The 21,646-nt window shown below is 50.3% G+C and carries 19 protein-coding genes; 1 reads left to right on the top strand and 18 read right to left on the bottom strand.

The window, feature by feature from the left end:
- The 17 genes from Kalk_RS12365 to Kalk_RS12285 all read right to left on the bottom strand — a co-directional run bounded on the left by Kalk_RS12365 (window position 1) and on the right by Kalk_RS12285 (window position 14,996).
- Window positions 1-1,830 carry a S8 family peptidase gene (locus Kalk_RS12365; protein WP_158643466.1) on the bottom strand — a complete coding sequence of 610 codons (1,830 nt, stop codon included), beginning with the start codon at window positions 1,828-1,830 and terminating at the stop codon, window positions 1-3.
- Between the two features lie 73 nt (window positions 1,831-1,903).
- Window positions 1,904-2,773 (bottom strand): hypothetical protein, encoded by an 870-nt coding sequence (locus Kalk_RS12360; RefSeq protein ID WP_101894546.1) that lies wholly within the window; start codon window positions 2,771-2,773, stop codon window positions 1,904-1,906.
- 23 nt (window positions 2,774-2,796) lie between these two features.
- Complete coding sequence (locus Kalk_RS12355; protein ID WP_101894545.1) at window positions 2,797-3,663, bottom strand: hypothetical protein; 867 nt, start codon at window positions 3,661-3,663, stop codon at window positions 2,797-2,799.
- A gap of 20 nt (window positions 3,664-3,683) precedes the next feature.
- Complete coding sequence (locus tag Kalk_RS12350) at window positions 3,684-4,889, bottom strand: hypothetical protein (protein ID WP_101894544.1); 1,206 nt, start codon at window positions 4,887-4,889, stop codon at window positions 3,684-3,686.
- Between the two features lie 53 nt (window positions 4,890-4,942).
- Entirely contained in the window at window positions 4,943-5,659 is a 717-nt protein-coding gene (locus Kalk_RS12345) for a hypothetical protein (RefSeq protein WP_158643465.1), read from the bottom strand.
- Window positions 5,660-5,689: 30 nt separating this feature from the next.
- Complete coding sequence (locus tag Kalk_RS12340; RefSeq protein ID WP_101894542.1) at window positions 5,690-6,604, bottom strand: hypothetical protein; 915 nt, start codon at window positions 6,602-6,604, stop codon at window positions 5,690-5,692.
- Window positions 6,605-6,781: 177 nt separating this feature from the next.
- A complete protein-coding gene (locus Kalk_RS12335; RefSeq protein ID WP_158643464.1) occupies window positions 6,782-7,489 on the bottom strand; it encodes a hypothetical protein in 708 nt (235 codons plus the stop codon).
- Window positions 7,467-7,805 (bottom strand): hypothetical protein, encoded by a 339-nt coding sequence (locus Kalk_RS12330; RefSeq protein WP_101894540.1) that lies wholly within the window; start codon window positions 7,803-7,805, stop codon window positions 7,467-7,469. The genes Kalk_RS12335 and Kalk_RS12330 overlap by 23 nt, the downstream gene beginning before the upstream one ends.
- On the bottom strand, window positions 7,802-8,326 hold the full coding sequence (locus tag Kalk_RS12325; RefSeq protein WP_101894539.1) for a hypothetical protein: 525 nt from the start codon (window positions 8,324-8,326) through the stop codon (window positions 7,802-7,804). Before Kalk_RS12325 ends, Kalk_RS12330 begins: the two co-directional genes overlap by 4 nt.
- Window positions 8,323-8,709, bottom strand: a complete 387-nt coding sequence (locus Kalk_RS12320; protein ID WP_101894538.1) for a hypothetical protein — start codon at window positions 8,707-8,709, stop codon at window positions 8,323-8,325. The genes Kalk_RS12325 and Kalk_RS12320 overlap by 4 nt, the downstream gene beginning before the upstream one ends.
- A 17-nt stretch (window positions 8,710-8,726) precedes the next feature.
- On the bottom strand, window positions 8,727-9,626 hold the full coding sequence (locus Kalk_RS12315; RefSeq protein ID WP_101894537.1) for a hypothetical protein: 900 nt from the start codon (window positions 9,624-9,626) through the stop codon (window positions 8,727-8,729).
- Window positions 9,627-9,652: 26 nt separating this feature from the next.
- Complete coding sequence (locus tag Kalk_RS12310; RefSeq protein ID WP_158643463.1) at window positions 9,653-10,168, bottom strand: hypothetical protein; 516 nt, start codon at window positions 10,166-10,168, stop codon at window positions 9,653-9,655.
- Between the two features lie 62 nt (window positions 10,169-10,230).
- Window positions 10,231-11,538, bottom strand: coding sequence for a hypothetical protein (locus tag Kalk_RS12305; protein WP_101894535.1), 1,308 nt, complete (start codon window positions 11,536-11,538; stop codon window positions 10,231-10,233).
- A gap of 22 nt (window positions 11,539-11,560) precedes the next feature.
- A complete protein-coding gene (locus tag Kalk_RS12300; RefSeq protein ID WP_101894534.1) occupies window positions 11,561-12,106 on the bottom strand; it encodes a hypothetical protein in 546 nt (181 codons plus the stop codon).
- Window positions 12,103-13,821 (bottom strand): hypothetical protein, encoded by a 1,719-nt coding sequence (locus tag Kalk_RS12295; RefSeq protein ID WP_101894533.1) that lies wholly within the window; start codon window positions 13,819-13,821, stop codon window positions 12,103-12,105. The genes Kalk_RS12300 and Kalk_RS12295 overlap by 4 nt, the downstream gene beginning before the upstream one ends.
- 9 nt (window positions 13,822-13,830) lie before the next feature.
- A complete protein-coding gene (locus Kalk_RS12290; RefSeq protein WP_101894532.1) occupies window positions 13,831-14,592 on the bottom strand; it encodes a lytic transglycosylase domain-containing protein in 762 nt (253 codons plus the stop codon).
- Complete coding sequence (locus tag Kalk_RS12285) at window positions 14,589-14,996, bottom strand: hypothetical protein (RefSeq protein WP_101894531.1); 408 nt, start codon at window positions 14,994-14,996, stop codon at window positions 14,589-14,591. Before Kalk_RS12285 ends, Kalk_RS12290 begins: the two co-directional genes overlap by 4 nt.
- 197 nt (window positions 14,997-15,193) lie before the next feature.
- Between Kalk_RS12285 and Kalk_RS12280 the strand changes: the two genes are divergently transcribed.
- Window positions 15,194-20,824, top strand: coding sequence for a PKD domain-containing protein (locus Kalk_RS12280; protein WP_101894530.1), 5,631 nt, complete (start codon window positions 15,194-15,196; stop codon window positions 20,822-20,824).
- A gap of 54 nt (window positions 20,825-20,878) precedes the next feature.
- Here the strand turns inward: Kalk_RS12280 and Kalk_RS12275 are convergent, their stop codons facing one another.
- The gene (locus Kalk_RS12275; protein WP_101894529.1) at window positions 20,879-21,640 is read right to left on the bottom strand and encodes a class II aldolase/adducin family protein; all 762 of its coding nucleotides are present in this window, start codon (window positions 21,638-21,640) and stop codon (window positions 20,879-20,881) included.
- Window positions 21,641-21,646 lie beyond the last annotated feature (6 nt).

The following is a 21,646-nucleotide window of genomic DNA, read 5'->3' as shown; positions in this document are numbered from 1 at the left end:
TCACCATTCGATGCTGCCTTCCGATGGGTCCTCAGCACCACGCAACCAATCATTGGCCGTGGGTTTTGGTTTTGGTTTCGGCTCAGGTGCTGGCTTCGGTTTCGTTTCAGGTGTTGGTGCTGGTTTCGGCACAGGTTTACTGACAGGGGGCGCAGCCTGAGGTGGCTTGGATTTTGGCTTATTGCCATCGCAACCGGTCGCCCGTTTACTAAACTGCTTACCGCACAACGCTTCATAGATATCCAATTGCCCCGCACTGCCAACCTTACCGCTCAGATCCGAATTCTTTTTCACGCTGGCTAATAAGCGCTGCTTGATCTGCACATTACTCAGCTCAGGAAAGCTCGACCATAGCAGAGCAGCCGCACCCGCTGTAATCGGACTGGCCATCGACGTGCCAGTCATCATGCCATAGCCACTCGCAGCCCCATCACCACTGGGCTTGGGAATAGTGCTGAAGATATCCGTTCCAGGTGTACCAATTTGAACCGTACGGGCACCATAACTACTGCCCACAACCCAAGATCCCGATGACAGTTTTTTAAAGCCTTTTGTCACCAGCTTTCCACCTTGGACTTTCACCCCAACACCTACGTAATCCCAGGGAATGTCCCTACGGTATAAAAAAAGATTTGCTGAATTTTGAGTATCAGCGCGCATATTGGCAACCGTCAGCATGCCGTCAATGCTGCGGGAAAACGCAGCTGGATAGCTGGGAGCCAATGCCTGATGAACAACTTTGTTGTCCCGCACCAGAGCGGTCAGAGTGATCTCGCTGCCTTGGGGTATATCCTCCACGTCATTGGATAACCCATCATTGCCCGCAGCTACAACCAGCAATACATTCTTATCACTGGCATACTGATAGGTTTGCTTCGCAATTCTAGTTCCCATGGGGCCACCCAAACTAAGATTGATGACCTTGGCTCCGTTATCAACCGCATACCGAACAGCCTCCAGTATGCCTGCAGAGTCAAAACCACACTTACTATCAGGCCGGCCAGCAGACAAAGCCATGATCTTTACTTTAGGTGAAACACCCGTGACGCCTTTACCATTGCCACCCACAGCACCTATCGCACCTGCCACATGAGTGCCGTGCCCACTTTCAATACAACCTGAACCTCTTGGAGATGGATCATTATTGTTAGCGCCGAAATTCCAGCCGTTGATATCATCAACATATCCATTGCGGTCATCATCAATCCTATTGCCCGGGATCTCTCCTGGGTTACTCCAAAGATTGCCTTGTAAATCTTCATGCTGAACCATAATGGCGTCGTCAATAACCGCCACAACGACACTCGAGGCATCCTGATTTATCCGCCACGCGCGCTCAGCATTGATTGCTTGCAAAAACCACTGCTTACTTGCCTGCGGATCAGAAAAAGGGCTTTGGCCAACGGTGGTATATCGGACAAAATTAGGCTGGGCATCAGCCACACCCGGTGCCTGTTCCAGAATCGCCAAGTAATCGTTAAAATTGATCCACCCCCCTTTTGGTACAGGAAACTTCACCACACTTAGTGTTGAGTTCGGTATCAAGGCGATATCATAATCATCCTTACCGAGCTGATCAGCAATATAGGTATTCGTTTTGTCAAAATCCGACGCTCTATGTAAATCCATAACGAATTCACCGGGCAGCGCAATGGGTATCTCTTTGATCCGGGCAATATTGCGTTCTTTAGGTTGCAACCCAAACGGATCGTTATTCGGCCCATCCCACCCTGCTTCAACAGCAACTGACGGCCCCGAATATGCGCTCAGCAACAACAAAGCACACAGCCCCATCCGCCTCACACTCCGCAGCAAAACTTGAATTGTCATCCTGCTGGCCACGCAATATTGCCTCATCGCTGCTGTCGCTTCCATGAGTTCTATCCTCTTGCATCCAACGGCATCATATGAAGTCCAAAGACGTTTCTACTTCCTTAGGCACCTCAATATCATTGTTTCTCGCATACTCCACTACTGAATTCACGGTAGCCTTATGATCCTTCGCTAAACCTTTGCTGTTTTTTACCAGATACTTGGTGGTAGCGAATTTTTTCCCGAAACGACTTGTGGCATAGTCTTTTACATTAGTGATGAAGCCAATTACATTATTCTGATTCTTGCTTTGATTAATCAGGCTCTGCACCGTTTTGGCCTCTGCCATGGTGGCATCATAGAACGGGCCTATTTCATCGGTCATCTCTTTGGTTTCTTTTACCGCAATCACGTAATGTAACATCCCAGTACTGAACTGCTCTCGCCCCTCTTGGCTCAGCTCTTGATTTAAGGCGATTTTCTTTTGAATGACCTTATTAGTAGCCTTAGACACTTTCACGTGTCGATGCAGAGCACTCTTATCTGTATAGTTAGCTTCCCCCAGCGCCTTACTTTCGGCCCGAAGCTTGTCCGCCTGGTCTTTGGCATCCAGAGCTTCGGCAAAATTTGCCTGCGCCTCTGCCACCCGCAGCAAGGATGCGATCAATCGTTTTACCACCCGTTCATTCTCATCAACAAGCACGTCCATCTTCGCTTCGGCTTCAACCTTTTTTGCCTCGGACTGCTGCACCTTGGCTTGTGTTTCAGCCGTAGTAGCTTGGGCTTCAGAAGCCTTATCTGCGTCTATCCCTGCTTTTTCTTCTACTTTCACCTCTGAATCATTTTGAGTTTTTTTCAGCGGCACCAGCTCTTTCAGATCATCAAAACCCCAGCCCGCCGATGCTGCATTTGCCAGCCCCAACAAGGCAATCGTCATCACAATATTCTTCAGCTTATTCATAACATTCCCCAATGTTCTAAAATTTATTTTCCAGCCCGTAGCGAATAGGCGTTTAGCTTATCCGTAAGCTGAATACCCACCTCTTCAACCACCAACTGCACTGCTTCATTAATTGCTTCCCGTTCGTTTCTTGCTTCGGCATTCAATTGGATTTTAGGCGTTGATGCCACCACCACATTCTCGACCATATCGAACATCTCAGCGGTTCCTGATACAGCCACCTCTGTTAGATTGTTTGTGCTCACACTATTAGAACGACCAATATCAAAGTAGCCAATGACCAACAAATCAACGTTGGTAATAAAACCGGCTATTCGCGCTGGCTCCCAATTAACCTGACCACTGTGCTCATATTGCCGAACCAGGCGCTCTTGTCGATAAATGCCACCGCTGAATATTTCCATATCCTGCTTCGAATCCACGCTGAATCCCTTGGCGACAAACACCGCCCCCAAAGACTTATCAAGCTGGCCGAAAAACGCTTTGTAGGTATCATGGCTCTGCGTGTCTGCCTGCTCACGCGCCACCAGCACAATAGCAATACGTTGTGATGTGGGTTTAACGCATGAATTTAAATGCAGATCCAGCTTAACCTGATCAATGCTGGTACGCATTTTTACCTGCACCAATCCCTGCCGAGTTTTGGGTGGACGCGTACGAGTATCAATAACCACTTCGTCGATGTTCTTCTGCGTTAATCCGCAGTTAGCGTACACCTGCGCTGCTGCTGGTCTGAATTCCGCAAGAAAGCGTTGTACTGAATTTTCCTTGGCCACAAATTCTGCTTGAGCCAGTTCTTGCGAACTGGCACTTGCGCCATTGATTCTGATCTCAGCCAATCCTTTGGAGTGGACAATTTCAGCATTAGCCCATGAGGACACAGCAGCCATACACAATATTGCCCACCTTCTCATCGACATTGCTCCAAAACCTCGGCGGCAGCCAGCAAATCTGACTGCACTTGCTTACGCTGATCTCCCTCAAAACCTTGCAAATTGAACCAGCCTGCCTGGGGCGCAGCCAGCTGCTGGAAGAATGTCAGTGTCAGGTTCTCCAGCGCACCACGATACACAACCCATTCATTAATGTTTGGTTGCGAACGCAGTATCTTTTTATGTACATAGTTCTTCATCGATTCCTGGTATACCTGATCGCCAAAATCATCATCAATACCGATCGTTGCCCTGGCCGCATAAACAAAAAGTTGTTCATGCTTGTTTTCCTGAGTCAACTTACGTGCAAAGCGCTCAACATTTACAGATAGTTGATAATCAGGTTCAGGCAGCTCCAACAGCACCGTGGTTTTCTTTCCAGTAAATCGCAGCACCATCTGAGCCACAGCACTATCTACTCTATAGGGAATAACTGACACCTTCTGACTGGTTGATAATAAACGTGCTGTTTGTCTGGCAATATAGGCTTCCATTACATTCTGATCAGAACCGAAGTTGGGCGCCATCAGTGCCGCAGCCTCTTCGGCAATTGCTACTGAGCCAATTCCAATCTTCGCGGCATATCGATATTTGATATCAGCTGACTGCATGTTACTGATGGCAGTTTCGATTAGACCGGCTTCAAGATTGCTTAACCCCCCAAACAAATATCCCTCCACCAAACGATCCAGCTGTTGCGGCGTAGGCGCACTGTGCTCATAGGTTTCTACGTAAGGACCCAACCCCACTGGAAACGAAGCCACTACTGCTTTTTCATCACTGGCCACATCATAAACCAGCACACTGGCCGAGATTTCTACTACTGCTTGGTGTAAACCGGCTAATTGTCTAACCACGACATTTTCACTGTCCACCATCAGCGTCATCGCAAGGCTATTACCCTTGCGCAGATCCACCTTATCGTCTGTAACCAGCTGGTAGTATTCGGGCCGCACTCCTTTTAGCGTGCTATATAACAACTGATTAGCCCGCACCTGATATTTCATTACTCTGGGATACAAGATATCCAGTTTGTTGCTCGAACCAGACAGCGATAAGCCCGCCCATGCGACAAGTGGCCGCTCCAGATCGGTTTGCTGTTGCGCTGCCTGGCTCCAACAGGCACTTTGCATGATCAACACCAAGCTGATCCACAACATCCATTTGGTTCGTGTGTTACTCATACTTTGCCCAGTACTTTTTTCAGTTTGACGCGTGCGCCGTCGTGGTAGAGCCGCTAGAAATTAATGGTGTTCCATTGACCTTTTTCAGACGATCTCGGCTCGGGAACATCATCCGGTATTTTCGCCGGAGGTTTTGGTGGCGGCTTTCTTGCAGGTGGTGCTTTGTATTCAGCAGGATGATGATATTCCCTAATTGCCCGATGAGTACGCTCGGCGATGTTCACCATAAGCTCCTCTGCGCGAGGCAAGATAGATTGCTCAGTGCACGCTTGATTACAATCAGCCGCAACCACCACATGACGCAGCATTGGTTGTTCCCAACGCTGAATAATGCGCTGTTCTTGAACGTCATACAGCGTACTGTTGACACTGAGCCAAACCTTTCGATACTGCGCGGTGTTTTCTGAGTGCAAAGAGAACACATGCGCCACTGCAAATCCCCAACCCTCCAACATTGCCAGACTATCAGCCACTTCACTGCCGGTTCTGCGCCCAGCATGATTCAGAAATGTCTGTGTTAAACGATCACTTTCTGTTACGTCATATTGATATTGCTGCAGCTCACTGACTGAGCGCCGCTGCAATTGAAGAACCAAATCCTCATCACGCTCCAGACTGTTGTCAATGTGATCATCTACAAACACCACCACTGCGCGCTCAGGATTAGTGGGCGTCCAGAGTAATGGCTCTGTGGCCGGAGACTTAGTGGCACAACCAGCAGAAATCATCAGCCCCGCTAACAACAGTACTAAATAGACATTACGCATCATCGTTCCCCAATTTAGCTACGTAGCCAGGCATTACCAACCATCTTTGGTATCGGGCTTTTTGGTTTCATTACGACGGGCAATTTTCTTAACACTGTAGGTATTACCTGCAAACTGAACCATACCGCTCAGATCCAGCTCCTTTAACATTTTTTGCAGATTACGATTTAACTTCGCTGACTTTATAGTGGATTCATACCAGATCTCTGAACGACGAGCAGAACTGTACACAGGGCGATGTGATTTGTAGCCAGAGAAAATGACTATATATTCCTCGATGGACAACATGTCATCTGGGGTAAAGCCATCAAATATTAAGTTAAACGCCATCGGTAACTGACTTTCACCTGTGGCAGCGCTGCCATCACTGTCACCTTCGACCATCCACGCCAGTTTTTCAGCCAACACAGCACCAAGATCTGCAGCAATGGTTTTACTGTAATTGCCTACCACTTCCAGAATACATTCACGATTGCACTCCGGCTCTGCATTCCACTCCTGGGGTGTATCCACCTCGAAGTTGCCCAAGCGTTGGCCGGTTTTTACGTTCAGCATGCGGCCGCTGATACGTACCTTTACTTTAGTTGTATGATCCAAGGGCTTGGCACTGGCATAAATCTGAAAGATCACCGCCACATCTATAGGAGGTCTGCGCACAGAGCGGGCAACGTCTATAATCTCAGCGTCAGTACGACGTGAACGACCCTGCGCAAAGTCCCCCAGAGTTATCGCAGTTTCGTCGTACATATTAAATCCGGCGTTGTGCATCTCTTCGTTCAATGCATCCAGCACTCGCTTAAATACGCGACTGCTACGGGGCACTGTGTCCTTGTCACCATCCTCCCCCATCACTAATAAATTCGGGTTATCCCCAGCCAACAACGGCGCACTGAAGGCCAATACACACAGGGCAACGATGCTGGCACAAAGTGTTCGTAAGATATTCATGGTTCGCTTCCTATTCGATTTTGATGGTCTCGATTGACTATGAACAGGCTAGGGCAGTTTTTCTACTGGCCAAGAACCTGCCTGGAGAATTTCATACTTCCCTCTTATGGCTTTCTACTAAGTATCGCTGGATAGTGTCGCAACCACGGCCTGGGTTGACAACCCCTCAACCAAACATCAGCGACTACTAATACAAGCATATTTCAAGGGGATTTCCCCGCCTACTCTACGGCCATTCACGGTTAGCATATTCAGATTCCAATGTTTTCCTGCTCGTTGATAGCGGCCCGATATTCGATCAGCATCGCGTAAAGATTGACCGTACACTTGCTGCAATTGCCGGATCAAATATTGATCAAACTGAGCCGAAAACAGTCGGACTGGTGCTCCCCTTGCCCTGATCTGGGGCACTAAGCGCTGCTCAGCAGGGCTCGGCCTTCCCTTGATGATCCGAACTGCACTGCTTATCGGCACCGAATCTTTCTGGCTGGTTATTCGCACGATCTGTCCCGCACTGAGCAGCGCCAGTTCCATGCCAGCGCAACGCCGTAGATAATGATAAAGCTCATCTTGTTCTACTGCGCTATCTGGCCAGCCCCACTCTATGTGCGGCCCATTCTTATCGTGTCTTGTGGGCAGATTCAGATTCGATTCAGTGATTTCACCGCTGGGTGGCGGTGGGGGCAATGGAATTGTTGTGAATAATACCGACTGCTCCAATGTTGGCCCCCTATGTACGGGCGCTGTAGTTTTGTGCTTGTCTGGCGGCGGCTCCTGTCTAACGGGGTGCACTGCTGTCATTGCGATAATCACCAGTGTTGCAACAGCAATTATCCCATCCAGCAGCCTGTGCATCACACTTTCAACGGCCAAATTCAATCGCACGAAGCTCCATGCGCTCGGCCAGTTCAAGCAGCTCCTGGGGCCGCTGATGCTGGGCATGGAAATCCGTATTCTGCTCGATATATTCGGCGCTTTTTGTGTTCTCTGTTAATAAAGCAAGCTTAAGCTCCGCATACTGCTGTTTGATAAGCGCCAACTCTTGTTGAATCGACTGCAGCTGTTCCGTTCGCTCAGGTTCAGCCTGGAACCCATCGGAGCTGTTCAGTTTCCTGGCCCACTCAGACACATTCATCGGTGACGCAGTCATCAGATACCCTACTGCTACCAGCACCATCAATAGGAACAATCGAATAATCATCTGTTTCTCCTCCAATCGAGTTGCAAACGAATTGAGCGAATCGATGCCACCGAACGTAATAGCGTCGCCACAGGCAGACCAACGACCGTTGTCATAAAAGCGGTAGAAAAATGTCCGGTTAACTCCTGAATAAGGCCTGGCACAGTGTCAACACTGATGCTGTGTTGGGCCAATCCCCCAATCCCCAGGCTGATCCCCAACAAGGTAAACGTAAGCGCCAACGTAGCTATTCCGTTTGCTGCTTGCAGCGTGCACTCCCGCCAGAACGCGTCCTCCTCAGAGCCATCGAGCCGGATCAGTCCGTACACACCGGCAAACACCAACACCAAAAACATCACGATGAAACTGGAAGTAAATACCTGCCTGAGCCACAGCAACACCTGTTCCGTGTCCGTCTCAGTCAGGTAACTGGCCAGAGCAAGGGCAATTACTATTGTGCCGCCAAGGTAGAACAATACTCGGCCAGGCCTGATCAACCACCCCGCCAAATCTTGTCTCTGCACGTTCACTTTCACACTCATCGCAAGCCTGCCTTGGCAGACAGAATCCGATCCGTACTCAAACCTTGTTGCTCAAGCCAGAAATCGACGACCTGCTGCTGCGCTTCCATAGAAGCATGACTGACAAACGTTAGTTCATAGTGTTTGAATGCACGCCTCACTTTAGGGTCGGCAACACCCAGCAGCCGGTCGTCTCGTAGCACCATACGCTCAAGATCAACAAGGGTTCGCAACATGGCTTTAAGCCGCTGCTCCCTTTGTACACTTTCCATATCATGAGACAGTGCAAGACTCAGCATACGCGCACGCTCTCGTTCGAGGTTTTCGAGGCTGCGCAGATCTGCGGCCTGAGCAAAAGGGATGCTGGCCAAAGCCAGTGTTATGATCAGAATCATCTTATACATGTTGGGTATCCCGTATTTTAATATTGATCAACAAACAGTTCGGACGCTTTGGCCAAGCGCTCTGATTTGGCTCCGGCGCCCAATACTTCAGCGTCATTATGCTCACCTAACATCAACTCCTGCTCTAACCCATGAGCATCCAATGCAACCAGTCGCGCCATATATCCCAACATCAGCTGTTCCTGATCCAACAAAGCTCGCTCTGATTCAACATTCGCCAACAGAAAGCGTACAAACTCCTCTCTTGATACATCTTCGCCATTAATCAGCGGCGACGCATTTGCTACATGCTCGGCAATAGCAGATTTGAGCGCTTCCACTCTGGCAAGGTTTTCCCGATACTGTTCTGAATACTGGGAAGGTTTAAAACCCGGTTCTGCATCCAGCACTTCATTTACCACTGCAACCGAACGCTGCATGCGCTCCCGTGCTGCCTTCTGCTGAGATACCAGCGTAACACTGACTGGGTCATTTCTACTTCGCTGATCTTTCAGCATTGCCCTTAGTACGCCCTGATAGAGCGTGGACTTTTTATCTAGCGCACGGCGATCCAATCGCTGCTTTTCTTCCACTGCATCAATGTATTCCGACTTCGCCAACAGCAATTGATGTCGCAAATCTATTTGTTCATGTTTCTGTGCACTAGCCAGACGATCCCGCAGTGAAGTCATGCGAGATAACTGCGCATCCATTGCACTGTTAGCAGCGTCCACGCTTTGGGCAAGGGACGATCTACGAAAATCCTGCTCCACATAGCGATCGAGGTAACTCGCCGGCAGCTGAATCAGTTTTTCACTGGATACTGGAACCCAGTCCGCAGATTGTGCATTGGCTACCCAAGGCACAATCATCAACATCAAACTGATCAACACTTTGAGGCAGAAGCTTGCTGGAAACCTGTTGTTGAAGCGATGCATTGCGTTACCCTCCATTTCCAAACTGATTAGTATTGCAACCAGTAATCGCGGCGCTGGCGCTCAGCAGAAACGGTTGGATTCACATTCAATAGGCGCCTGTTATTGCTCGCAGTCGGGGCAGTATCGAGCAGCAAATAAATCGAATCTACAAACGAACTTCCGTCTGAAAAATAAAGATCATGGTCGGGAAATGCGTCCCGCATAATTTGAAGTTGCTCCTCGGCTGACTGAAGATCTCCTGCTTTGATAAAGCCCAGGATGGAGAGCGCCTGCATTTCCAACATCTCATCAGCGGATACAACCGTTGTATATGTGGAATATCGCTCAACGCAATGACCGAACAGGTTGGCGGCGGTGTGATATTGGGCAACAGATTGATGTTCACGAGCACTGGCATCCATCTTCAGGGCCTGAGCGCGACATTGGCTGAATTCAGCTCGTATATGTTCATAGGGGTCGTTGGCTTCGATGTTGCCTGGCTGCATCAAGCAGCCCGATAGCAACAGGGCCATACAGAGTGCAATTATCGTTTTTCTGCTCATATCAGTCTCCCAAAAGGTAGTTCTGATATGGCTATGACAGGATTAGGTCAATTGTTTGCCGATCAAAAATCGCGAGACGACATTTTTTCGTAAACCAGTTGGTGCGTATACACATCTATATCTATAGAATTTTTCTGCGCAACCATTTCTAACCACGCAGGGTCTATCGTATCGTTCTGGGCATTGTCTCGATTGAATTCATCTTCTAGCTGACTCTTAAGTTTATTCAGCACGGAGTCTGTCAGTACTTGCTCCGAAACAAGTAATGCATATTTGCGACTGTGAAAGCGTTGACTGGGTAACGACATTCGCCAACGATCGATACTAAACTGAATGGGAAACAGTGTACCGTTATCCAAAGACACCCCAACAACACTTCCAACCTCCGGCGACGTTTCTATCCATATTGCGCACAGCCTGTTTAACGACACATCCGGAAAGTTTCCATTTTCTGCCACTAACACCTGTTCGATCATGTATTTTTGATTGCATTCCCCATAGGTTGGCCCCATCTCAACTACCAAACTGGGGGCAGGTAACGTTGTCTCTTGGTATTGCCAACCCGCAACGCCAGCACCTATTAGCAATAATATCAGTGCTCCCCAGATCATACCGCCCCTTGTGCTCGGTTGCGGTGCTGTTGCAACATCCGCCGCCATCGCAGGTACGCTTTCCGATACCATTCCCGGAGGCGGCAGGTAGGGCTCCTGCAGTATATTTGGCTGGGTGATGTTGCCCTCTTCCATGCAGTGATCTTGCTGGTCTTGTTCACCAACATGCTCAGGATAAATAAAATCACACAGTTGGCGCAGAGCATCGTCTAGCTGATCCGATGAAGCGCAGATCCAGTCAGTATGCGCCTCCACCATGATGTCGTCTGATTGTAACCAGCGATCCAAAGCTGGGCTCTCAGCTGCGGGCACCAACACCAACACAGGTGCATCTTGTTCTTTGAGATTCAAAAACAGCTCACTGGATGCTTTAAGTTTATTGTATACCTCCTCTACCGGTGAAATGGATCTATCAGCCTTCAGGGCTCCTGTGCTCCACACCACTCTGTCACCGGGCTGCGGCTGTCCATCTCCCAGCAAGCCCTCTGCGCTCAAATAATGAGCCAGATACACGGGCAACTGCCAACTGTTGCCTTGATCAATGCGCCCGGACACATCCACACGATAGGCAGGCTCACCAAAATCCCGCTGAATCAATCCACTGCCTTTACGCACAAAATCATGATATCGGCCACTAATGGAGAGTGGCTCCATACCGCCATCAATACATATAACAGATTGCACGTCAGGTTCTTCTGCCACAATACGCTGTACTGCTATGGGGCCTTGAGTTGTCGCTATAAAAACATGTACACGCATTACAACGCTTCCAATTTAGGGATTACAAAGGAACCAGACTCAGCTCAATATCCGGGTTTTTTATTGTCTTGAGCTTTTTATCGTCACTGGGCAATATGATTTGTGAGCGTCCACCGCTGGTCGCCACAAATCTCAAACGCACGACGTCAGTCGAATCTTCAGCAAACAGCATATAGTCTGAACTGCGATCCAATTCATAATGTTCATCCAGCTCTATAATCACATATGTTTGCCCTGAATCTGCACGCGATCGGCGAAACAATATGCGAAAGCCTGCCCCAATCCGCATATCCAACTCAGCTGCATCCTGAGCAAGTGCTTCCTTCGGCAAGAACGCCACCCGCTGCTGCTGCAACAGCAGCTTATACAGTTGCCTTAACCGCAAATCGGAGCGAATCGCCTTCTCTACTAATATGTCTTTCTTGCCTCGCCCTGAGATATAGGCCACGATATCCGCCAAAACAACCTGGGTATCTCCCTGCAACTGGTGAATGCCTTGTAATGCTTTCAGTGCCACAAACATCGATTCCGGTGTAGAATGATCCATTGTGCCTTGATCACCATTCATAATTGTTCTCCATAAAGCTTACGCAGTATGCGTCGGAATGTCGCCAGATCTTCAGTAAAGGTCACAGTGTCGTGATGCTCTAGTTTAGAATGCAACGCACACACATGCCCATTCCGCAAGCGATTACATTGTGCTATGACATCCAGCGCATAACTGTAGTCGAATAATTCATCCTGCTGCGGGAGGACACTGAACCCCGCCCTGTTGGTTTTCTTCAGCAATTTTGTGGCCTGCTGACACACTCTATTTAGCTCCGGCACCTGCAATCTGATCTCGACTATTTTCTCTAGTAGCTGATCAGATTTGGCATCTTGCATACATTGTTGCATGGCTTGCAACACGTCAGCGGGCAATATCTCTGCCAATAGTGCCAGCGCTTCTGGGCTATTCAACTGCAGAAACAACCCAAGGCCCAACATCCTGGCATCCTGGATTGCTGATGTGTATTGTTCCAACCCGTCCAAATAGGCGCTGTAATCCTGCTCTGGGATGGAATCCATATAAAACTCAAATCGCTCATGGTTCTTATCTTTATCAGCTTGAATCAATTTAGCCTGCAAGCCACCCAGTACATCCATGCGCATGATAGTGAGAGGTAATCGAGCGCTGAGTTTGCCCGCGTCCATCAATCTCTGAGACACCTCCACCCAGGTGCTCGAAGCAAAAAATTTCGGAGCCTTTGCAAGAAACCCAACATCCGCCAGCTCTAATCCGAGCTCCTCATACAGCTGCTCCAGTTGATCTGGATGCCATTCTCCGGCTTCAACGTCCAAACCAATGGTTGCCGCATGATTGGCTTCAGATCGGCTGCGCCCCAGCTCCAGCGCTTTCAGTAAGGCAATAAAGTCATCACCTACCGATCGAAACCGTCGAAACCCGAGGTTTTCATCCAGCTCAGACACCTGCTGCCAAAATTGAAACACCACCTGATCACTCGTAAAGGTCTCTACGCTTTGGTGCTCCGGCTTGTTCGCTAAACACCAATCCATTAAAAAGCGGAACCGACGTCGCAGCTGTGCTGGCATTAGATGCTCATCAAGATAGTCATAAATCCACTTTTGTAATCGGGAGGAGAATGACTGTATCGATTTTACGGTAGGCTTGATTAGCTGATGTTCCGCCTCGGCTATCACTGCCGGATTGATATACGTGATCAACTCCATTAGCGCCGCTAAATAACCGACCCGCGTCGGTGAAATAACAAAGCGATCTGCACCAATCTGCTGTTGGATGCCCTCCTCTGTTAGGCTTACAATTTCTCCGTCCGCCTCAGCGAACGCAGAGCGCACTCGGACAGGAGTAATGTTCTGCTCAATCCACAGATGCTGTAATAGCGGCGAGTGATGTCTCTGCGCGATTGGCAGTTGCAAAATTGCCGTGAGAAGATAGCTGAGTTCCAGACAGGCTTTGCCATAATTACGAAAGACGACGGCACGTTCCAGACGACTGATGTCCTCGGTGCGGTATTTATATCCTGATAGCCCCGGTGCCTCACGCAAACTTTGAAACAGGCCAATCAGCGTTTCACTCACCCCAAACTGATTAAGCGCATTAAAGCTGTCCTCTGCACCACGCTCTGACATGTCGCCCCCCAAATCAATTTCCATTCTATTTTGATCCGCATCAATATCGAAGCCATCCCCGTTGGCTTCTTCACATAGCTCATTTCGTAGGCCGCCATGTTTGCAATATTGTGTCATTTTTGGGTTACACATAACAGCTTGCTAGAAATCATCCAACGGCTCGGGTGAATGCGCATGCCAACCTCGATCTGATACGGCCCGCACCCTGTTTTTGAACTTAAGTGACCGCAGTGCCTGAATAAGCTGAGCTCGCTCGCTGCTTTCATGCTGAGGCTCTGCGCGTACAGCAACAGGCATGCCCACCGAGCCCAGGCGCGCTGACTGACCGAAGTCGTCCAGATCAGCCTGCGCCAAACGATCGTAACGCCGATCCAGATCACCCCGTTTAGCGGATAGTACCAATGAATGGTTGGCGAAATGTGCTTTTTGCTGCAGAACGCGCTCAACATACGCTCTGGTGGCGGGGATCACCGCCAATGATCCATCACTCTGACGCACCCGTGACCCGCCATTGTAGTGAGACAAGGCCAGGCTCTCATCCTCATCATACTGATCCAGCAGCATCCTCAAATATCGCACCCCCAGGCGAACATTGACATTTGGATCGTACAAGCGGTAGCGATGCACACCGAATTCACCCATGGCGGTACTGGGCATGATCTGCATCACCCCCCTTGCACCCGCGTGACTTAAGGCCTGGGGGTCGAAGTTTGATTCAACCTTAGCCACTGCCAATGCCAGCGCCGGCTCAACCTCCCACTGCATCGCCTCATTGACGATTAATCGAGTCAACTCCATACGCGACAGGCTGGACTTAGCCCACACGTTGCTGCTTACCCCCATGCCTATCAGCAATATGCCCACAATAAGCATCGAGAATTTCTGTGAAATATTTACATTCATGGCATTTCCTCCAATCGAGACAACCAACCTTTATCCAAAAGGGCTATGGAAACGTTAGGGGAAGAAATCTGTGACTGTGCTGACATAAGCTGCTGCAAATTCAATTCCGGCGACACCGCCATTAGTACATTTGTCTGATTTAACTCAACAGGATCAATGGGTTTTAGATCCTGATCAAAGAAATCCCCATGATGATAGATCACCCACTTCGATCCCATATCTGCGGATTGTTTGCTTGCTTTCGTGGTTTGAATCGCCTGCTGCTCCACCTGAAACAGCTTTGGCTGCGCCGGTGGCGCACGCACGCCCAGTGACACCAATGCCAGCACCATCATGCAGAAAAATGCCATGGCCATGGCCAATGCCACTTCGGTCATTACCTGGTGCGGTGTAATTTCGTTCATGGTTCGCCCCCTATTCATCCAACAACCTGACTATGCAAGCAATAGGCAACAAATTTCGCTTCAGAAAAATGCCCTGGACTTTTCATAACCCAGCATGGACGTGCTCTGGGAAGGAATTTTTTAAACAGAACACGCCAACAACGTGCGTACGCTTGTAGCGGTATGGGACGCACCCGTCGACAAATAGGGGATTTATCATGACACACGAAACTTCTGGCAACCCAAAGGGACAACCTCCCTGCTGGTTAACACCGTTAGCCCGCATCATAGCACCGACTGTAATCGCTGTCGGACTCACCGCCTGTGGCGGAGGGGGAGGTGGCAATGACAGTAACGACACACCTCGCGATAGCGAAAATCACGCACCATCGGCAATAATTAAAGACATCAGCTCACCGCAATCCATCACGGCTACCATCCCTCTGGATGGACGTGCATCGACAGATCCCGATGGTGATGTCATTAGCTTTCAGTGGTCTATTCTGTCCGGACCTGTCGGCCACAATGCTGACATTACCAGTCCCAGTGCGCCGCAGACTTCATTGGCGGCAGACCTGCCGGGGGATTATGTGATTCAGCTGATCGTCAACGACGGTTTAGTGGATAGCAACCCGCAAACCTCCTCCATCACCCTCACCAATACCACACCTATAGCGAATGCAGGCGCCGATCGCGCGGTAGATTTAACACCCAACTCACCCGGCTCAGCACAACTTAACGGCAGCAATAGTTCTGACGCTGATGGCCATGCACTGCATTTCAGTTGGCAGATATTGGATACGCCCATCGGCAGTACCGCAATGTTAAGTTCTGCCAGTGATACCATGCCTATTCTGCAAAATATCGACGTATCCGGCACCTACATTGTTGCGCTCACAGTCAGTGATGGATTCACTGCCAGCGTTCAGGATACTGTCATCATCACAACCAATAATGTAGCTCCGGTTGCCCATGCAGGCGAAGACATTGGCGGCAAGTTAGTTGGCGACCATGTCACCTTGAACGGTACCCAGTCCAGCGATTTTGACGGCGATACCCTGACCTATGCGTGGGCCTTCACCCAGCAGATACCCGCCAACTCTACTGCGTCATTAAACCAATCCAACACCAGCATGCCCAATTTTATCATTGACCAAAAAGGCAGTTACGAGGTCGAACTGACGGTTACAGATGGCGATCTTTCCAGCACTGACAGGGTGATGGTTAATGCTGGGAATACTGCGCCTATTGCCAACGCCGGTGACGATCAGTTGGTTACAGTTGGCGAGCGCGTGAGCCTCAGTGCAGCCGATTCCACCGACGTGGATGGCGATACGCTTAGCTTTATCTGGTCTTTACTCAGTATTCCTGATGGCAGCACTGCTGGCCTCAATAATGGCACCTCAGTTAACGCTGATTTCATACCAGATGTGAGCGGACAGTACATTGTTCAACTGCAGGTGAGTGATGGTGAGTCTACCGACACCGACAATCTACATATCTCGGTGGATTCGCTGACCAATCATGCACCCACTGCCGATCCCGGCGCGCCGCAATCTTTCAGCAACCCTGGAATTCAGGTGGTGCTGAACGGCTCGCTATCATCTGACCCAGACGGCGATGCCTTGGCATTCAATTGGTCGTTCAGTGAGGTACCCTCTGGCAGCAGCGCCCAACTCCTGGGCGCAGACACTGAAACACCTTATTTTATGGCAGACGTACAAGGCGTTTACGTCATTCAGCTCACTGTCAGCGATGGAGAACTCCAAAGCGAATCACGCCCCGTCATTGTCACCGTTGATCAGAACACACCGCCGCAGGCTGTAGCAGGCCCGGACCAGGGTGGTCTCATCTTGGGATCAACCGTTAATTTTAATGCGGAACATTCTATTGACCCGGACGGCGATGAATTAACTTACCATTGGGCTGTAACCAATGCGCCCGCCGATGCGCAATACAGCTTCAGCAGCGATACTTCGGCTACACCATCGCTCGCATTGAATCGCCCCGGCAGCTATCTGGTGCAGCTAACCGTCAGTGACGGTCAGTTTGACGACATCGACACACTGCAAATCACGCTGTCGGATGGCGATCTGGACGGTGACGGGTTGTTGAGTTCATACGAACTGGAACATGGTCTCGATCCAGACAATATCGACAGCGATGGCGATAGCATTCAAGACGGCCAGGAAAACGAAGACGGTGATTCCCTCAGCAATTATTGGGAGCAGGTGCTTGGCTATGACATCAACAAACACGATTCAGATGACGATGGCACTGATGACGGGCAGGAAGATTTTGACAATGACGGCTTCAGTAACCAAACAGAAATTGACGCTGGCACCGATCCTTCCAACGCAGCAAGCTTCCCCATTGCAACAACCGATCAGTTCAGTTTTGAAGTTCAGTCCAGTCAGGTAACGCCCGGTGGACACTTGGTATATTTGGTAACGGTCGCTAACCTTTCAGATGTGGATATCCTTGGCAACGTTGTTGTAGATATGCACATTCCTGCAGGTGTTAGCTTCAACCGCATCGGTAATGCCTCCACTAACAGTACTGGACACACTGGCTGCTCGTCAGTGGGTTATTGTGATGGAGGCGATATCTCCAGCTGGAACCTGGGTGATCTAAACAGTGGCGACAGCTTAAGTTTCGAAGTTGATGCAACGGTAGCGGAAAGTGTCACACCCGGCAGCATCCTGAGCACCACATTAAGCATCACATCTGACAGCGTATCCGAATCCATCGAACTGGTTCGGCACGCCGAGGTAGTCGCTGCACAACCGGTGGCTTTTACCATTACACCCTCCACAGAGCCGGTTGCAGCGGGCGGCACTTTTGATTACGCCCTCGCTATCGGCAATACCAGCGACGATATGATTCGCGACATTACAGTGGCATTGGAATTACCTGCCAACGTGAACATTCGTACGCCAAGCCACTCGGGTACAGTCAACGGCAACATAGTGACTTGGGCGATACCTGACCTGCTGCCTACACAATCACTGCAGCGCTCACTGCCCATCAGCCTACCCACATCCATGCAAGAAGCCGCAACGTTGATCACTTCCGCAACCTTGAGTTATGCAGGCAGGCCTGCACAAACACTGAACGACACCATCACTGTTTCTGAGCCTTTGCATCTGCAATTGGATTACCAAACGCAGCAGTCGGTTGTGGCCGCGGGTGAAAGCCTGATTTATAGCATCAATATCAGTAACACCTCTGCCGTGAATACGGTGAGCAATCCTGTGGTTATGCTGCGAGTCCCATCCGGTGTTACCTTCAACCGAATAGCCAACGCGACGCTGGACAGCTCCGCCCACAGTGGCTGCACCTCTGTAGGAATGTGTAATGGCAGTGACGAAGTGTTCTGGCAACTGCCCAATCTTACTCCCGGTGACAGCATATCTTTTCAAGTTAACGCTACCGTATCCGAACTGGTCAGACCTGGAGCCGTGCTGCAAACACCTATATTCGTGTCGGCTGATGGGCTTGGAGATGTGATCCAGCAACAGCGCTCTGTTCGTGTTGTGGCACAACAGGAAACGTCTTTTGGCTTATATTCTTCCAGTGATGCTTTGGCCCCAGGGGAAAGCTTCGAGTACCTTCTCTACTACGGTAACGCCAGCGATGATGTTCATGAGAACGCCATCTTGACCATGACCGTTCCACCCTCAATCATCATTGATCGCATCGACGACGGAGGCATTGTCGACGGTGACACCATCACCTGGACAGTTCCTCGCTTATTGCCCACAGCGTCTTTGCAACGCAGTATCTCAGCGACCGTTGCCATGAACGCTAAGCCAGGCGAGACACTCACTGCCTTCGCCGATCTTTCCCATGACGCTGGTTTGGATCTGAATCAATCACTTGCCAGCTCGGTCACTGTATCCGATCCCATTGCGTTGCAAGCCGACTTCCACTTGGCGAAAGCGGTCGTTACTCCCAATGGCGAACTGAAGTATCACCTCAGTGTCAGTAACACCTCGCTGGGTAGGACTGTAGAGAACGTGGTGTTGCAAATGCGCGTCCCTAACGGGGTGCTGTTCAACCGTATGGCGAATGCGTCCATCAACAGTACCGGGCACTCCGGCTGCACTTCGGTCGGCTACTGCGATGCCGGCGACGAAGTGTTCTGGAACCTCGGCAATCTTGCAGAAGGCGATAGCGTGACACTGGAGATTAACGCAACTATCGCAAATGCAACGCCCCCGGGAACCGTCATCACCACGCCCGTGTTCATACAGGCTGATGGCTTAGGTGACATTCTGCACCTACAGGACAGTGCCAGCGTGGTCGCTGAGCAGGCCGCCAGCTTTTATCTACAGGCGTCGGCCGAACCAGTGGCTCCAGGCCAACACTTTCAATATCACTTTGAAATGGGAAACCCAACCGATGACGTGCTCGATGATATTCACGTCGAATTGGAACTGCCTGCTGAGCTTACGGTTATCGATGCAGGCACTGGGGTGGTAACGGGTAAACGTGTCAGCTGGACTCAAACATCACTGCTCCCAACCCACAGCATCCATCGCAGCATAACCGTAGCAGTCGCCGCAGACGCCCAAGCAGGCTCTATTCTAAAAGCCAAAGCTACGCTGCAGATTGATGAGGGTCTTGAGCGCGATCAAATTGTGGAGCAATCGGTCACGGTCTCTGCGCCATTGCGATTGAATGTCGACTACCACTTGGATCGCACCATCGTGGCGGCGGGCAACGACTTCACCTACCACATCACCTTAGGCAACACGTCTCTGGGTGGCAGGGTGAGTAACGCGATACTGATGATGCAAGTTCCTGAAGGCGTCAGCTTCAATCGCATTACACAGGTTGCTCCTGACAGCACTGGCCATTCTGGTTGCACCTCCGTGGGTCAATGTGCCGAAGATGATGAAGTGTTCTGGAATGTGGGCGATCTGGAGGCAGGTGAAAGCATTACGATCGAAATAAACGGTACCGTCGATAACACAATCCCACCCGGTACGGTGATCGAAACGCCCGTCTATGTCAGTGCCGACGCTTTGGGAGACACCATTCACCTGCAGCGCAGCCTGCAAGTGGTGGCTTCCGAACCTGTTGGCTTTACGTTAAGCAGCACCACCGGGACAATCGTTGCAGGAGGCGCTTTCCAATACACGCTGAGCCTGGGTAATGCAGGTAATGACGCGCTCGATAACATCGCCATGGAGATTTCGTTACCAGAAGGCTTAGCCGTTGATGCGATCAGCGATGGTGGCACTCAAGTGGGCAATCAGGTGCGCTGGACTGTTTCCCGGTTAGATGCGGCGGCATTCCTGCAGAGAACTCTGACCGTTACTTTAGCGAGCGATGCGCGAAGCGGCAGCATTCTAACCGCTCACGCCAAGCTGATGCACGATGACGGTATGGAGCTGGATCAGGCGCTCAATACATCGATTACTGTTTCTGAGCCTACGCGATTGAATGTGGATTACGAAGTATCATCCTCTGCAGTCAATCCAGGCGACAGCGTGGTGTACAGCATTACCTTGGAGAATACCTCGCCAGGTGGCCTGATCGAAAATCCACAACTGATGATGCGAGTACCGGCGGGTATCACGTTTAACCGGGTCCGCGATACCAATCCCGTCAGCACCGGCCACTCAGGGTGCACTTCGGTGGGATACTGTGGCGCCAATGATGAAGTGTTCTGGAGCCTGGACACTATTCAGGCCGGAACACAAGTCAGGGTGGACATTACCGCTACGGTCGACGCTACGGTCACGCCAGGCAGCATCCTATCCGCGCCGATTATGATCACAGCAGACGGCATAGAAACCAACATCACTCAGCGACAGGAGGTGATCATCACGCAACCTTGATGTCAGCAGAGCTACATCCAGCAACAACGATGGCACCCTTATGGGTGCCATTTTCTATTGATCGTATCCCGGATTTTTTCGATCCAGTCTTCTCAGCAACGCGGGCCAGGCCAACGCCCCTCCCGCTTGCCGTGTTACCGCTTGCGCCTGAGCCATAGCGGTATCAATTATCTGGGGCGCAATAGGCAGCAGCTCACCACCGCCTGACTGGGCACGCACCTGAATCATACAAGCGGCCTCAAACAAATACATGTACAAGAATGCATCAGCGATGGATTCAGAGACCGTCAACAACCCATGATTGCGCAACATCAAAAACAACTTGTCCCCAATATCGTCCACCAAACGTGGTTTTTCATCATCACGCAGCGCCACCCCTTCATAATCGTGATAGGCCAAAGACGCCAGTACAAAAATGGATTGCTGAGAGATGGGCAACACGCCTTCTTTCTGCGCCGATACCGCCACGCCGTTGATACTGTGAGTATGCAGCACACACTTGGCGTCATCACGGGCAGCGTGGATGGCACTGTGGATGGTGAAACCGGCGGGGTTAATGTCGAAATCGCTGTCCATCACCTTGTTACCCTGCAGATCCACCTTTACCAAACTGGATGCCGTGATCTCCTCAAACAGCATTCCATAGGGGTTAATCAAAAAATGATGCTCCGGCCCAGGCACCCTTGCCGAGATGTGAGTGAAAATCAAATCGTCCCACCCGAACTGCGCCACCAGGCGATAACAGGCGGCCAAATCCACCCTTTGTTGCCATTCTTCTTTGCTTACCTGTTGTTGAATCTGACTGTTAGTGCTCATGATTTA

This window comes from Ketobacter alkanivorans (assembly GCF_002863865.1).
In the GTDB taxonomy this organism is placed as follows: Bacteria; Pseudomonadota; Gammaproteobacteria; order Pseudomonadales; family Ketobacteraceae; genus Ketobacter; species Ketobacter alkanivorans.
This window is presented reverse-complemented; position numbering and strand designations above follow the sequence as displayed.